We start from the raw sequence: 15,014 nt of genomic DNA on the forward strand, positions 1-15,014 counted from the left end.
ACCTCCCCGAACTCGCGGGCGGTCCGCCCGAGCGACCGGCGGGGCGGTCAGGCGGGTGGGCTGCCGGTGGCCTGAGCCGGGCGGGTCAGTCGGTCGCCCTGGCGGGGCAACGCCTCGCCTCGCGCCGCCTCCGCACCCGGGCCACCCGCCTCCAGGCCCACGGCTGGCCCTCGGTCCTCACCCGGGCCGCCCGGGTCCGCGCCGCCGACCTTGGCGAGGTTCGCCAGCACCACGTCGAGGACCTTCACCGCCTCCGGCTTCGCCAGCGGGTTGTTGCCGTTTCCGCACTTCGGGGACTGGACGCAGGACGGGCACCCGGTCTCGCACCCGCATTCGACGATCGCGTCCCGGGTGGCGCGCAGCCAGGCGACGGCAGTGCCGTACGCCCGCTCGGCGAAACCCGCGCCGCCGGGATGCCCGTCGTAGACGAAGACCGTGGGCGCCTCGGTGTCCGGGTGCAGGGCGGTGGAGAGCCCACCGATGTCCCACCTGTCGCAGGTCGCCATCAGCGGCAGCAGACCGATGGCGGCGTGCTCGGCGGCGTGCAGCGCGCCCGGCACGTCGGCCGCCTCGACACCGGCGGCGATCAGCGACCCGGGAGAGAGCGTGAACCAGACCGCGACGGTGCGCAGCTCCCGCGCGGGCAGGTCGAGCGGGCGGGTGTCGATCACCTCGCCGGTGGCGATGCGCCGCCGCTGGTACGACACCACCTGGCTGGTCACGTCCACCTCGCCGAGGAAGAGCCCGACCGGGCCGGCGTCCACGTACGAGCGGACCGACACCACCGACAGCGAGGTCACGTCGCGGGCGTGGGTGGACCAGTCCGGCTCCTCGGCGTGCACCAGCGCGCACCCGTCGGCCAGGTCGAGCGAGTCGACCACGTACGAGACGCCCTGGTGCAGGTAGACCGCGCCGGTGTGCAGCAGGAAGTGCGCCGATCCGCCGTCGACGGTGCCGAGCAGCCGGCCGGTGGACTCCTCCACCACGCACACCGGGGCGCCGCCCTCGCCGCGCAGGTCGACCTCGGGGCGTTCCCGGTGCCGCCAGTACCAGCCGGTGGGCCGCTGCCGTAGCGCCCCCGCCTCGACCAGCGAGTCCACCGCCTCCTTCGCGCCTTCACCGAACAGGTCCAGGTCGGCGGGGGTGAGCGGGGACTCGTGGGCGGCGCAGGCGAGTTGCGGGGCGAGCACGTACGGGTTGGCCGGGTCGAGCACCGTTGCCTCGACCGGCCGCCCGAACAGCGCCTCCGGGTGGTGCACCAGGTAGGTGTCGAGCGGGTCGTCGCGGGCCACCAGCACGGCGAGCGCCTCGTCGCCGGAGCGCCCGGCCCGCCCGGCCTGCTGCCACAGCGACGCGCGGGTGCCGGGCCAGCCGCAGATCAGCACCGCGTCCAGCCCGACCAGGTCGACGCCGAGTTCGAGCGCGTTGGTGGAGGCGAGCCCGAGCAGGTCGCCGTGCAGCAGCGCCCGTTCCAGCTCGCGGCGCTCTTCGCGCAGGTAGCCGGCCCGGTAGGCGGCCACCCGCTCGCCGAGGCCGGGCACCGCCTCGTCGAGCGACCGCCGGGCGTTCGCGGCGACCACCTCGGCGCCCCGGCGGGACCGCACGAACGCGAGCGTGCGCACCCCCTCGACCACGCTGTCGGCGAGCAGGTCCGCGGTCTCCCGCAGCGCCGAGCGCCGGACCTGGACGAGGTCGGCGTCAACCGACGAGTCGGTGGGCGGCAGCAGCGGCGGCTCCCAGAGCGCGAACGTCACCCCGCCGCGCGGCGACGTGTCCTCGGTGACGGCGGTGACGGGCAGGCCGGTGAGCCGCCCGGCCGCCGTCGCCGGGTCGCCCGACGTGGCCGACGCGAGCAGAAACACCGGTGTACGCCCGAAGCGCGCGCACTGCCGCCGCAACCGCCGCAGGACGTGCGCGACGTGGGAGCCGAACACGCCCCGGTAGGTGTGGCACTCGTCGACCACCACGTACGCGAGGCGGCGCAGGAACCCGGACCAGTGGGCGTGGCCGGGCAGGATGCCGTGGTGCAGCATGTCCGGGTTGGTCAGCACGAACCGGGAGTGCCGGCGGATCCACTCCCGCTCGGCGCGCGGCGTGTCCCCGTCGTAGGTGGCGGGGCGTACCCCGTCGAGTTCGAGACCGGCGACGGCGCGGAGCTGGTCGGCGGCGAGCGCCTTGGTCGGCGCCAGGTAGAGCACGGTGGCGCGCGGGTCGGCGAGCAGCGTGCTCAGTGCCGGCAGCTGGTACGCCAGTGACTTGCCGGACGCCGTGCCGGTGGCGACCACGACATGACTGCCCGCGTACGCCAGCTCGGCGGCCTCGGCCTGGTGCCGCCACGGGGCGGTGACGCCGCGCCGCGCGAACGCCGCCCGCAGTTCCTCCGGTGCCCAGCCGGGCCACCCGACCGGCTCGCCGGCGCGGGCCGGGACGCGTTCGACGTGGGTGACCGGGTCGGTGGCGTGACGCAGCCGCAGCCGGCGCAGCAGCTCGCCCGGCGCACGCCGCGGGCCGGAGCTGTGGTCGGTCACGTCCTGCACTCTCGCACTGGTGTTCGGAATTGGGAACCGTGGGGTGGGGGTAAGGGAGGGGCGCGGCCGGTGATCCGATCGGGCTGCACGGGGGATGGTTAGATGCCCAGGAGAGTTTACCGAGGAGGGGCCGATGGAGCTGTCGCTGGCGACCCGCGCCGTGGGGGAGCACACGGTGCTCGAGGTCGGTGGTGAGGTGGATGTCTACACCGCCCCCCGCCTGCGGGAACGGCTTCTTGAGCTGATCGACGGCGGGGCCCGCCACGTGGTGGTCGACCTGGGCCGGGTGGACTTCCTCGATTCGACCGGACTGGGCGTGCTCGTGGGCGCGCTCAAGCGGCTGCGCTCGGCCGGTGGCTCGTTCGCCCTGGTCTGCGACAAGGAGCCGCTGCTCAAGATCTTCCGGATCACCGCCCTGGATCAGGTCTTCCCGCTGCACCCGACAGTCGACGCGGCCATCGCCGCCGACTCCACCGGCGCGTGATGGCCACCGTCAAGCTCTCCTTCTCTCCGGCCCCGGTGCACGTGCGCACCGCACGCCTGGTCGGCGTCGCGGTGGCGCGGCGGGCCGGCGTACGCGAGGACCTGCTGGACGAGGTGCGCCTGGCCATCGGTGAGGCGTGCACCCGGGCGGTCGCGCTGCACCGGCAGTACGGCCTGGCCGACCCGGTGTACGTGGAGATGTCCGACACCGGTGGCTACACGGTCCGGGTGGTCGACCGGGCTCCGATCGAGGCGGGCCTCGGCCTGGCCGCGCTCGGGCCGGACGAGCTGGCCAAGGAGTCGCTCAGCGAGGACGCGCTCACCACCGGGGTGGGCTTCGCGCTGCTCGCCGGTTTCGTGGAGGACCTCCAGGTCCGCCCGGTCGAGGAGGGCGTCGGCACCGAGGTCCGGATGACCTGGCCCGCCGGACGCGCCTGACCTTTCCGCTCACGCAGGCCGCGTTCCCCGCACGGGGAGCGCGGCCTCGTCGTGTTGACCGGGCCATATATCAGATTTCTTCGCATAACACAGTTACGAAGATCATCGAGACACGGTGCCCCCTGCCTGTGACCCTCGCCACGCCGGAGGGCTACAGTACCCGGGTTGTCAGCAAGTGATCCGTTCCCGCAGCCAGCGGGAATGGGTGTTCATCGCTGGTCCGCCGGGGTGGGTTGGCGCGCGCTTGCGAGTCCGCATCCAGGCGTCGGCCCGTGCGTCTCCACGAGCCGGCGCGAGTTGTTCGGTACAGGAGGACATAGATGTCCGGGACCTTGGCCGCCGACGGCGGCGCACTGTCCCTTACCGGAGCCAACGTGACGTACGTCGTCATCGCCGCGGTCATCGCGCTGGTGGCGCTCGTCTTCGCGGCCGCCCTCACCAGGGCGGTCCTGGCGGCCGGTACGGGAACCCCCAAGATGCAGGAGATCTCCGGGGCAGTGCAGGAGGGCGCCTCGGCGTACCTGCTGCGGCAGTTCCGCACGCTGGCGATCTTCGTGGCGGTCGCCGTCGTGTTGCTGTTCCTGCTGCCGGTGCACGACACCGACGGCAACGAGACGCTGGTGAAGGTCGGCCGCTCGGCGTTCTTCGTGGTGGGTGCGCTGTTCAGCGCGTTCATCGGCGGCGCCGGCATGTGGCTGGCCACCCGCGCCAACCTGCGGGTAGCCGCGGCCGCGCGGGAGCGCGAAGGCGGGCGCGAGGGCGCCATGAAGATCGCCTTCCGCACCGGCGGCGTGGTCGGCTTCCTCACCGTCGGCCTCGGTCTGTTCGGCGCGGCGCTCGTCGTGCTGATGTTCCGGGGCGACGCCCCGACCGTGCTGGAGGGCTTCGGCTTCGGTGCCGCGCTGCTCGCCATGTTCATGCGGGTGGGCGGCGGCATCTTCACCAAGGCCGCCGACGTCGGCGCCGACCTGGTCGGCAAGGTCGAGCAGGGCATCCCGGAGGACGACCCGCGCAACGCCGCCACCATCGCCGACAACGTGGGCGACAACGTCGGCGACTGCGCCGGCATGGCCGCCGACCTGTTCGAGTCGTACGCGGTCACGCTCGTCGCGGCGCTGATCCTGGGCCGGGCCGCGTTCGGCGAGACCGGCCTGGTCTTCCCGCTGATCATCTCCACCATCGGCGTGCTCGTCGCGATCGTCGGCGTCTTCATCACCCGGCTGCGTGCCAGCGACCGCAACGGCCTGACCGCCATCAACCGGGCGTTCTACCTCTCCGCGCTGATCGCCGCGGTGCTCGTCGCGATCGCGGCGTTCGCGTACCTGCCGGCCACGTTCGGCGAGCTGGAGGGCGGGCTGACCGACGTCGACCGCAACCCGCGGCTGGTGGCCATCGGCGCGGTCGTGATCGGCATCGTGCTGGCCGCCGCGATCCAGGCGCTGACCGGCTACTTCACCGAGACCAACAGGCGCCCGGTGCAGGACATCGGCAAGAGCTCGCAGACCGGTGCCGCCACCGTCATCCTCGCCGGCATCAGCATCGGCCTGGAGTCGGCCGTCTACTCGGCGCTGCTGATCGCCGCCGGCGTCTTCGGCGCGTTCCTGCTGGGCGGCAGCTCGATCACGCTGTCGCTGTTCGCTGTCGCGCTGGCCGGCACCGGCCTGCTCACCACCGTCGGCGTCATCGTCGCGATGGACACGTTCGGCCCGATCTCCGACAACGCGCAGGGCGTGGCCGAGATGTCCGGCGACATCGACGAGCACGGCGCGCAGACGCTGACCGAGCTGGACGCGGTCGGCAACACCACCAAGGCGATCACCAAGGGCATCGCGATCGCCACCGCCGTGCTGGCCGCGACCGCGCTGTTCGGCTCGTACACCGACACGCTGAAGAACGCCTACAGCGACGCGACGGGGGCCGAGGAGACCGACGCGCTGATCGACCAGCTGCTCAACGTGGCGAACCCGCGCAACCTGGTCGGTCTGATCATCGGCGCCGCGGTGGTCTTCCTCTTCTCCGGCCTGGCCATCAACGCGGTCTCCCGCTCGGCGGGCGCCGTGGTGATGGAGGTACGCCGCCAGTTCCGCGAGCTGCCCGGCATCATGGACGGCACGCAGCGGCCCGAGTACGGCAAGGTCGTGGACATCTGCACCCGCGACGCCCAGCGCGAGCTGTTGACCCCCGGCCTGCTGGCCATCCTGGCTCCGATCGCTGTCGGCTTCGGCCTCGGCGCGGGCGCGCTCGCCGCGTACCTGGCCGGCGCGATCGGCGCGGGCACGCTGATGGCGGTGTTCCTGGCCAACTCCGGTGGCGCCTGGGACAACGGCAAGAAGCTGGTGGAGGACGGCGCGTACGGCGGCAAGGGCTCCGACGCGCACGCCGCCACAGTCATCGGCGACACCGTCGGCGACCCGTTCAAGGACACCGCCGGCCCGGCGATCAACCCGCTGCTCAAGGTGATGAACCTGGTGTCGCTGCTGATCGCCCCGGCCGTGGTGGCCTGGAGCGTGGGCGACGACAAGAACAACCCGCTGCGCATCACGATCGCCGTGGTCGCCGCGCTGATCATCGCGGGGGCCGTGGTGTTCAGCAAGCGCAAGGGCGTGGCGATGACCGACTCGGACAGCGACGCCGGCACGCCGGACCAGCGCCCGGAGACGGTCAACGCCTGATCTCCACGCGACGGTTCCCGGCCGGCCCCGGCCGGCCGGGAACCCCGTGCCCGGCAAACCTGAGCGGTGGCGGTTCCGCTTGGAGGTCGTACGCTGCAACGCATGCGTACGCGCCGGGCGGCAACCGCCGGAAAGCTCACGGTGGTCCTGGCCACGCTGGTCCTCGTCGTCGCCGGGTGCGGCGGAGGCCCGAGCCCGCGGGTCTGGGCCGCGTCGGTCTGCCAGGCGCTCGCGCCGTGGCGCGCGGAGATCTCCAAGCTGACCAGCAGTACCCAGCAGCAGATGACCGCGCAGACCACTCCGATGCAGGCCAAGGAGAACCTGGTCCGGCTCTTCGCCGGTGCCGAGCAGGCCAGCGAGACGGCCCGGCGCAAGGTCGAGGAGGCGGGCGTGCCGGAGGCCGAGCGCGGCGCCGAGGTGTCCGCCGGGTTCCTGGGGTCGCTCAGCAAGATGCGCGACGCGTACGGCCGGGCCCGGGACGCCATCGACCAGCTCGACACCGCCCAGGCCGGCCCGTTCTACGACGGCGTGCGCGCCGCCGTGGACACGCTCAACAAGGAGTACGACGCGAGCGCGCTGGACACCAGCAAGCTCAACTCGACCGAGCTGAAAGAGGCCTTCGACGAGGTCCCGGAGTGTCGCTGACCCCTCCCACCCCGAAACCGGCCCGCCAGCCCTCGCTGTTCTCCACCGAGGCGGCCGATCCCGCGCTGGCGGATCTCGCCGGCCTGCTCGCCGGGCCGGGTGAGGTGGGGCGGATGGGCGGAACGGCCCGGATCTCCGTGGTGGTGGACGCCGCCTGGCGGGTGCACGTGCTGGTGGCGGAGCTGGGCGCCCGGGGCGTGCTGGCGAGCTGGGAGCCGACCGAGGACGGGCGGCATCGGGTGCGGACCGCGTACACGAGCATGCTGGCGCCGCTCGCGCGGGCCTGGCTGCGCGGGGCGGTGAAGCGGCCACCGGCCCGCTTCCACCTGGACGGGCGGCGGCTGCGGCTCTGGGTGGCAGCGGCCGGGACGGCCGAGCCGGCCGGGTTCCGGCTGCGGCTCGGCGCGGCCGACGAGCCGTCCTGGCCGGTGGTACGCGCCGCGCTGGCGGCGGTGGGCCTGCCGGCCGCGTTCGTGGAGCCGGACGAGGGCGGGCCCGCGTTCCGGATCGGCGGACGGCGGACGACGCGCCTCGCGGAGCTGGTGGGGGAACGACCGTCGGCCGCGCCGGTGGCGGAGTGGCCCGGGCCGCACGGCTGACCGCCGGTTGTCCGAACCCGGACACCCGATGCCGGCTCCGCCGAGCTGCGCGATCGTCACAGTGACACGCCTGCCGCCCTACCCACGGTGTACCGTGACGCCGTCCGGCAGGGTGCGGCCGGCGGTCGCCGGGAGAGCGCCCGTTTGCCGCCCACGAAACCCGGAACGCGGACGGCGCGTTACGTTGGACATCCGGACCGCCCGTGGTCCGGGTGGCGCAACACGGCCCGAAGCGGGCATGGCGTAGGAGTGAGGTCGGGGAGAGACGTGCCGAGCAACGCTGGAACCACCCGTCTGGTCATCGTCGAGTCTCCGGCGAAGGCCAAGACGATCTCGGGCTACCTCGGCCCGGGGTACGTCGTGGAGGCCAGCTTCGGCCACGTCCGGGACCTGCCCCGCAACGCCGCCGACGTCCCGGCGAAGTACAAGGGTGAGCCGTGGGCGCGGCTCGGCGTCGACGTCGACAACGGCTTCCACGCGCTCTACGTGGTCTCGGCCGACCGTAAGCAGCAGATCAGCAAGCTGGTGAAGCTGGCCAAGGAGGTCGACGAGATCTTCCTGGCGACGGATGAGGACCGCGAGGGCGAGGCCATCGCCTGGCACCTGGTGGAGACGCTCAAGCCCAAGGTGCCGGTCAAGCGGATGGTCTTCCACGAGATCACCAAGCCGGCCATCCAGGCCGCGGTGGCCAACCCCCGGGAGATCGACCGCGACCTGGTCGACGCCCAGGAGGCGCGGCGCATCCTCGACCGCCTCTACGGGTACGAGGTCTCGCCGGTGCTGTGGAAGAAGGTCATGCCGAAGCTGTCGGCGGGCCGGGTGCAGTCCGTGGCGACCCGGATCGTGGTCGAGCGGGAGCGCCAGCGGATGGCGTTCCGCACCGCCGAGTACTGGGACATCCTGGCCACGCTCGCGGTGGGGAAGCCGGGCGAGGGCCCGCGCACGTTCAACGCCACGCTCGTCGCGCTGAACGGCGACCGGATCGCCACCGGCAAGGACTTCGAGCCGACCACCGGCAAGGTGCGGCCCGGCGCGGGCGTGGTGCACCTGGACGAGGGCGGCGCCCGAGGGCTCGCCGCTCGCCTGGCCGACCGGCCGTTCACAGTCACCCGGGTCGAGGAGAAGCCCTACCGCCGCCGCCCGTACGCGCCGTTCATCACCTCCACGCTCCAGCAGGAGGCGGCCCGCAAGATGCGGTTCTCGTCGCAGCAGACGATGCGCACCGCGCAGCGCCTGTACGAGAACGGCTACATCACCTACATGCGTACCGACTCGGTGAACCTGTCCGAGACGGCCATCGCGGCCGCCCGCCGGCAGATCGTCGAGCTGTACGGCGAGCGCAGCGTGCCGCCGGAGCCGCGCCGCTACACCGGCAAGGTGAAGAACGCGCAGGAGGCGCACGAGGCGATCCGCCCGGCCGGCGACAACTTCCGCACCCCCGGTGAGGTGGCCAAGGAGCTGTCCGCCGAGGAGTTCAAGCTCTACGAGCTGATCTGGCGGCGCACCATCGCCTCGCAGATGACCGACGCGGTCGGCTCCAGCGTGTCGGTGCGCATCCGCGCCGTCTCCTCCGCCCAGGAGGAGGCCGACTTCGGCGCGACCGGCAAGACCATCACCGACCCCGGCTTCCTGCGCGCGTACGTCGAGTCCAGCGACGACGAGAACGCCGAGGCCGAGGACGCCGAGCGGCGGCTGCCCACGCTGGTCAAGGACCAGCCGCTGACCGCCGACGAGCTGAACGCGCAGGGCCACCACACCCAGCCGCCCGCCCGCTACACCGAGGCGTCGCTGGTCAAGGCGCTGGAGGAGTTGGGCATCGGCCGGCCCTCCACGTACGCGTCGATCATGCAGACGATCCAGGACCGCGGGTACGTGGTGAAGCGCGGCCAGGCCATGATCCCGTCGTTCCTGGCGTTCGCGGTGATCGGGCTGATGGAGCGGCACTACCCGCGCCTGATCGACTACGACTTCACCGCCAGCATGGAGAACGAGCTGGACGAGATCGCCGGTGGTGACCACGCCGCCGTCGACTTCCTCACCTCCTTCTACTTCGGCAGCACCAACGGCACCGGCGACCAGGCCATCGCGCACGCCGGTGGCCTGAAGAAGCTGGTCACCGAGGACCTCAGCGAGATCGACGCGCGCAGCGTCAACTCCATCCCGCTGTTCACCGACGACGAGGGCCGCGAGGTCGTCGTCCGGGTCGGCCGGTACGGGCCGTACCTGCAGCGGGCGCTGCCCGGCGAGCAGCAGACGCCGGCGGCCTCGGGTGAGGGCGAGGAGGGCGGCTCGCAGGGCGACCGGGCGCCGATCCCGGAGGGCCTGGCGCCCGACGAGCTGACCCCGGAGAAGGTGCACGAGCTGTTCCTCGGCGGCGGCGGTGAGCGCAAGCTCGGCGACGACCCGTCGACCGGCGAGCCGATCCTGCTCAAGTCCGGCCGGTTCGGCCCGTACGTGGCCAGCGGCGAGCGCAAGTCGTCGCTGCTGCGCTCGCAGACGCCGGACAGCCTCACCCTGGAGCAGGCGTTGCAGCTGCTGCGCCTGCCCCGGCTGATCGGCGTGGCCCCGGACGGCGCCGAGGTCGTCGCCAACAACGGCCGCTACGGCCCGTACGTCAAGCGCGGTGACGATTTCCGTTCGCTGGACTCGGAAGACAAGATGTTCACCGTCACGCTGGACGAGGCGCTGGCGTTGCTGGCGGCCCCGAAGGCCCGCCAGCGCCGGGCCGCCGCGCCGCCGCTGCGGGAGATGGGCAACGACCCGCTCACCGAGAAGCCGCTGGTGATCAAGGACGGGCGCTTCGGGCCGTACGTCACGGACGGCGAGTTCAACGCGTCGCTGCGGCGCGGGCAGACGCCGGAGGAGCTGACGCTGGAGCAGGCGTCGGAGATGCTCGCCGAGAAGCGCGCGAAGGGCCCGGCCCCGAAGAAGAAGGCCGCGAAGAAGGCCGCCCCGGCCAAGAAGGCCACGGCGGCCAAGAAGACGACTGCCGCGAAGAAGACAACGGCCGCCAAGGCCACGGCGGCCAAGAAGGCCCCCGCGAAGAAGGCCGCTCCGAAAAAGGCAACCTCAACCCCGAACGACTGACCCCTCCCGAGATCTTGGAAGGAAAGGGCCCCTATGAGGGCCGTTTTCTTCCAAGATCTGGTGGTTGTCCACAGGGGCGGCGAAGGAGCCGCGTCGGGGGCCACCGTGGGTAGGTGGGGAACTCCTGGGCGGGGATGCGGCGGGCTCTGCCGTCGGATGACGCGGACGAACTGACCTGGCTGCTCTTCCGGCAGGAGGACGTGCTCAGCCTCCAGCAGGCGCGGGCGCACCTGACCCGCAAGGCGATCCGTCACCGGGTGACGACCGGCCGGTGGCGACACGCGCATCGTGCGGTACTCGTCGCGCACAACGGCCCGGTCGGTCCCGCGCAACTCCGGTGGATCGCGGTACTGGCGGCCGGCCCCACCGCGCTCCTGGGCGGCATGACGGCGGCTCAGGCGGGCGGGCTGCGGGGGTTCCCGGACCGGGTGGTCCACCTCCTCCTGCCCGCCGCAACCCGTCGATCCCCGCTTCCGACCGGCGTGCTGGCACACCGGACGACACATCTGGCCGAGCGCGACGTGGTGCCGGTCGCAGCGCCACCTCGGACGGCGGTGGCCCGGTCGGTGGTCGACGCGGCGCAGTGGGCGCCGACCGACATCCAGGCCCGCGCGATCGTCGCGGCTGCCTTTCAGCAACGGCTGGTCGGTGGCGACGACCTGCACGAGGTGGTGGAGCGGATGCCCCGGATCCGCCGCCGACGGCTGATCCTGTCCACCGCCACCGATGCGGCCGGCGGTGCCCACTCCCTGGGCGAGCTGGACCTGCTCGGTCTCGTGCGCCGCGCCGGCCTGCCCGAGCCGACGCGCCAGCTGGTCCGCCGTGACGCTGCCGGCCGCCGACGTTATCTCGACGCGTACTTCGAGCAGTGGCGCGTGCACGTCGAGGTGGACGGCGGACAGCATCTGGACCCGGCGCACGCATGGGCGGACATGCGCCGGCAGAACGATCTCTGGGTGGAGGGTGATCGTGTCCTCCGGTTCCCCGCCTGGGTCCTGCGCGCTGACCCCGAAGCGGTGATCGCCCAGCTTCGCGCCGCCCTGCGGGCGGCCGGCTGGCGAGGCTGAGGGTGAGCCGAGATCTTGGAAGAAAACGGCCCTTATGAGGGCCCTTTCCTTCGAAGATCCTCAGGAGCCTAGGACCTGACTCAGGTAGGGGTTCTGGAAAAGGTTGTGGGGGTCCAGGCGGGAGCGGACGGACTGGAAGTCGGCGAATCTCGGGTAGGCCGTCGCCAGGGACTCCGCGTCGCGCCAGTGCAGCTTGCCCCAGTGCGGTCGGCCGCCCAGCTCGGTCGCCACCTGCTCGAACGCGCGGAAGTACGGCTCGTACGGCATGCCCACGTACTGGTGCACGGCGATGTACGCCGAGTCCCGCCCGTACGAGTGGGACAGCCAGATGTCGTCGGCGGCGGTGAACCGCACCTCGACCGGGAACAGCACCTTGAACGGCAGCCGGTCCACGATCCGGCGCAGCTCGGCCAGCGCGGTGGGCAGCGCCTCGCGCGGCAGCCCGTACTCCATCTCCACGAAACGGACCCGGCGCGGGGTGCAGAAGACGCGGTCGGAGCGGCCGGTGTAGGTGCGTTCGGTGAGCGCGCGGGCGGAGACGGCGCTGATCGTGGGCGCGAGGGCGGGCACGGCGCGGCCGAGGCGGCAGGCGCCGGCGAAGACGGTGTTGGAGAGGAACTCGTCGTCGAGCCAGCCGCGCCAGCCGGGCAAGGGCCGGTCGTCGGCGGGTACCCGGTCGTTGGTCTTGACCTGCACCCGGTCGGTGTACGGGAACCAGTAGAACTCGGCGTGGTCGTGCGTCTCGTACAGGGCGGGCAGGTCGTCGAGCACCTCGGCGAGCGGGGCCGGGCGTTCGTGCGCGCGCAGCACGAAGGCGTCGACGCAGCGCAGCGTGACCTCGACAAGCACGCCGACCGCGCCGAGCCCGACCCGGGCGGCGTCGAAGACGTCGCGGTTCTCCTCGGCCGAGCAGCGCAGCACCTCGCCGGTGCCGGTGACGAGCGTCAGCCCGGCCACGAAGGTGGACAGGCAGCCGAGTTTCGCCCCGGTGCCGTGGGTGCCGGTGGAGAGCGCGCCGGCGATGGTCTGGGCGTCGATGTCGCCGAGGTTCGGCATCGCCAGGCCGTGCCCGGCGAGCAGTTCGTTGAGCGTGTGCAACGTCATCCCAGCCGGTACGGTGACCAGGCGGCGCGCCACATCGACGCTGACGTCTGTCTCCAGTTCGGCGAGGTCGATGCGGTGCCCGTCGGCCACAGCCGTGGCGGTGAAGGAGTGGCCGCTGCCGGTGGCCCGGACGGTCCGGCCGGCCGCGGCGGCCTGGCGGACCGCCTCGACGACGTCGGAGACGCTACGCGGGCGCACGGTGAGGAGCGCGGTGCTGTGCTGGTTGCCGGCCCAGTTGGACCAGGTGGCGGTGGTACCGGTCATCGCGGCCACTCCTCGACATGAATATGAACTGAATTCATATCAGGAACGTTGTGCCTGGTAAATACCGCAATCGAGCCCGGCTCGTTGTACCGGTAGTCACAGACTCGTGACGTGCAGATATGTTCATCCGTCGAAGGGGGGTGGCGCCGAGTGTCCACACCAGCCGCCACGACCGGGCCGCTGCGTCGGGTACCGGTGCAGGGTCGAAGTGTCGCGCGGGTCCAGCGGATGCTGGACGCCTGCGCCGAGCTCGTCGACGAGGTGGGGTACGAAGGGCTGACCACTACCCTGCTCGCCGAGCGCGCCGAGGTGGCGATCGGGTCGGTGTACCAGTTCTTTCCGGACAAGCGGGCCATCGTGCAGGCGCTGACGCTGCGGACCATGGAGTCCTACCTCCAGCGGCTCGACGAGCGGTTCGCCTCGGACGATCTGACGTACTGGTGGGACGGCGTCGATGCGGCGATCGACGAGTACATCTCGATGCACCGCACCGTCCCCGGTTTCCGTACCCTGCACTTCGGCGACGTGGTCGACCTGCACCTGCTGGACGACCAGCGGGACAACAACGGGGTCATCGCGGAGCAGCTCGCCCGCGTGCTCACCGAGCGTTTCGGCCTGGCCGGGGTGCCCGACCTGCGGTTCCACCTGGAGGTCGCGGTCGAGGCCGCCGACGCCCTGATCAAGCTGGCCTTCCGCCGCCGCACCGACGGCGACGAGCGGGTGCTGGTCGAGGCGAAGGCGCTCATCCGGGAGTACCTGCACCGGCAGGTCAACGCCCCGGCCGAGGCCGTGTCCCAGGGCTGAGCGGCACGCCGAGCGGCGGGTTCCCGGTGCGCCGGGGCCCGCCGTCGTCACGCCGCGGGTGCGTCAGAGGAAGGCGTGGCCCTCGCCCCGGTAGGTGGGCACCGTCGCGACCACCGCGTCCCCGTCGACCAGGTGCACCTCGTTGACGTGCTCGCACATCTCGCCAGCCTTGGCGTGGCGGAACCACACCCGGTCACCGACCCGCAGGTCGTCCGCGGTATCCCCGGCGAGCGGCGTCTGCACCTCACCGGCGCCCTCCGCGCCGAGCAGCTTCAGGCCGTCCGGCAGCCAGGGCCGGGGCAGCCGGCTGCTCGCCGCCTGGCCGGAGGCGATCCAGCCGCCGCCGAGCACCGTGGCCAGCCCTGACGCCGGGCGGCGGACCACCGCGCAGGCGAAGAACGCCGCCGGAGTCGGCCGCCAGGCACGGTACGCGTCGAACAGCGTCGGCCCGTACAGGCCGGAGCCGGCGGTGACCTCGGTGACCGCGGGGTCGGCGCTGGTGGCGGCCACGCTGCCGGTGCCGCCGCCGTTGACGAACTCCAGGTCGGCGTGCTCGCGTACCGCGGCGACCGCGACCGAGCGGCGGGCCAGCAGTTCCCGGTACGACCCGCGCTGCGCGACCCGGATCGCCGAGCCGAGCACCGTCTGCCCGGGCGGCGCGTCACCCAGGCCGGCGATCTGCGCCTCGTACGACATCAGGCCGACCAGCCGAAAGCCCGGCCGCCCGGCGACGGCGGCGGCGAGCGCGCCGGCCGCCGCGGCGCTGTGCACCGGGGAGCGGCGCACACCGACGTGCACCCGGCCCCGCAGCGGGCGCCAGGAGGCGTCCAGGTCGAGGCAGACCCGCAGCGCGGGGCGGTGAGCTGGCGGGCAGACCTGGTCGATCAGGTCGAGCTGGGCGGCGTCGTCGACCATCAGCGTCACCGCGTCGGCGAGCGCCGGGTCGGCGGCCAGCTCGGCGAGGCCGGCCCGGTGCGCCGTCGGGTACGCCACCAGCACGTCGTCGCTGACGCCGGAGCGGGCGAGCCACACCGCCTCGGGCAGGGTGAAGGCCATCACACCCTGCCAGCCGGGGCGTCCGAGTACGCGGGTCAGCAGCTCGCGGACCCGTACCGACTTGCTCGCCACGCGCAGCGGCTTGCCGTCGGCCCGGCCGGTCAGCGCGCCGGCGTTGGCGTCGAACGCGGAGAGGTCGACCACCGCGTACGGCGGGTCGAGGTGAGCGGTCGCCCGGTCGAGACGCTCGCGAAGTTTGTCACGGTCGATGGCCACGTCTGCACGCTAACTGTCTGGGCGACAATGCGAAATACCCTCGCGTCTGTC

The 15,014-nt window shown here is 72.6% G+C and carries 11 protein-coding genes; 8 read left to right on the forward strand and 3 right to left on the reverse strand.

Annotation, left to right across the window (positions count from 1 at the left end):
• Positions 1 to 47: 47 nt before the first annotated feature.
• Positions 48 to 2,537 carry a DEAD/DEAH box helicase gene (locus tag FHU28_RS04995; protein WP_184681333.1) on the reverse strand — a complete coding sequence of 830 codons (2,490 nt, stop codon included), beginning with the start codon at positions 2,535 to 2,537 and terminating at the stop codon, positions 48 to 50.
• Between the two features lie 124 nt (positions 2,538 to 2,661).
• On the opposite strand from FHU28_RS04995, the gene FHU28_RS05000 reads away from it, so the two are divergent.
• The 7 genes from FHU28_RS05000 (at position 2,662) to FHU28_RS05030 (ending at position 11,519) form a co-directional block, all read left to right on the forward strand.
• On the forward strand, positions 2,662 to 3,012 hold the full coding sequence (locus FHU28_RS05000; RefSeq protein WP_013283649.1) for an STAS domain-containing protein: 351 nt from the start codon (positions 2,662 to 2,664) through the stop codon (positions 3,010 to 3,012).
• Positions 3,012 to 3,449: an ATP-binding protein gene (locus FHU28_RS05005; protein WP_174535032.1), complete on the forward strand. Its 438-nt coding sequence runs from the start codon at positions 3,012 to 3,014 to the stop codon at positions 3,447 to 3,449. The genes FHU28_RS05000 and FHU28_RS05005 overlap by 1 nt, the downstream gene beginning before the upstream one ends.
• Before the next feature lie 320 nt (positions 3,450 to 3,769).
• Positions 3,770 to 6,121, forward strand: a complete 2,352-nt coding sequence (locus tag FHU28_RS05010) for a sodium-translocating pyrophosphatase (RefSeq protein WP_184681342.1) — start codon at positions 3,770 to 3,772, stop codon at positions 6,119 to 6,121.
• A gap of 102 nt (positions 6,122 to 6,223) precedes the next feature.
• Positions 6,224 to 6,766, forward strand: coding sequence for a hypothetical protein (locus FHU28_RS05015; protein WP_184681344.1), 543 nt, complete (start codon positions 6,224 to 6,226; stop codon positions 6,764 to 6,766).
• Entirely contained in the window at positions 6,757 to 7,365 is a 609-nt protein-coding gene (locus FHU28_RS05020; RefSeq protein WP_184681346.1) for a hypothetical protein, read from the forward strand. Before FHU28_RS05015 ends, FHU28_RS05020 begins: the two co-directional genes overlap by 10 nt.
• Positions 7,366 to 7,632: 267 nt before the next feature.
• Positions 7,633 to 10,452: a type I DNA topoisomerase gene (topA, locus tag FHU28_RS05025; protein ID WP_184681348.1), complete on the forward strand. Its 2,820-nt coding sequence runs from the start codon at positions 7,633 to 7,635 to the stop codon at positions 10,450 to 10,452.
• A 113-nt stretch (positions 10,453 to 10,565) separates the two neighbouring features.
• Complete coding sequence (locus FHU28_RS05030; protein ID WP_311773518.1) at positions 10,566 to 11,519, forward strand: DUF559 domain-containing protein; 954 nt, start codon at positions 10,566 to 10,568, stop codon at positions 11,517 to 11,519.
• 60 nt (positions 11,520 to 11,579) lie between these two features.
• Here the strand turns inward: FHU28_RS05030 and FHU28_RS05035 are convergent, their stop codons facing one another.
• Complete coding sequence (locus FHU28_RS05035; protein ID WP_184681350.1) at positions 11,580 to 12,896, reverse strand: D-arabinono-1,4-lactone oxidase; 1,317 nt, start codon at positions 12,894 to 12,896, stop codon at positions 11,580 to 11,582.
• A gap of 219 nt (positions 12,897 to 13,115) precedes the next feature.
• On the opposite strand from FHU28_RS05035, the gene FHU28_RS05040 reads away from it, so the two are divergent.
• On the forward strand, positions 13,116 to 13,691 hold the full coding sequence (locus FHU28_RS05040) for a TetR/AcrR family transcriptional regulator (RefSeq protein WP_184681353.1): 576 nt from the start codon (positions 13,116 to 13,118) through the stop codon (positions 13,689 to 13,691).
• Between the two features lie 63 nt (positions 13,692 to 13,754).
• Here the strand turns inward: FHU28_RS05040 and FHU28_RS05045 are convergent, their stop codons facing one another.
• Positions 13,755 to 14,963, reverse strand: coding sequence for an amino acid deaminase/aldolase (locus FHU28_RS05045; RefSeq protein WP_184681355.1), 1,209 nt, complete (start codon positions 14,961 to 14,963; stop codon positions 13,755 to 13,757).
• Positions 14,964 to 15,014 lie beyond the last annotated feature (51 nt).

This window comes from Micromonospora echinospora (assembly GCF_014203425.1).
Lineage (GTDB): Bacteria > Actinomycetota > Actinomycetes > Mycobacteriales > Micromonosporaceae > Micromonospora > Micromonospora echinospora_A.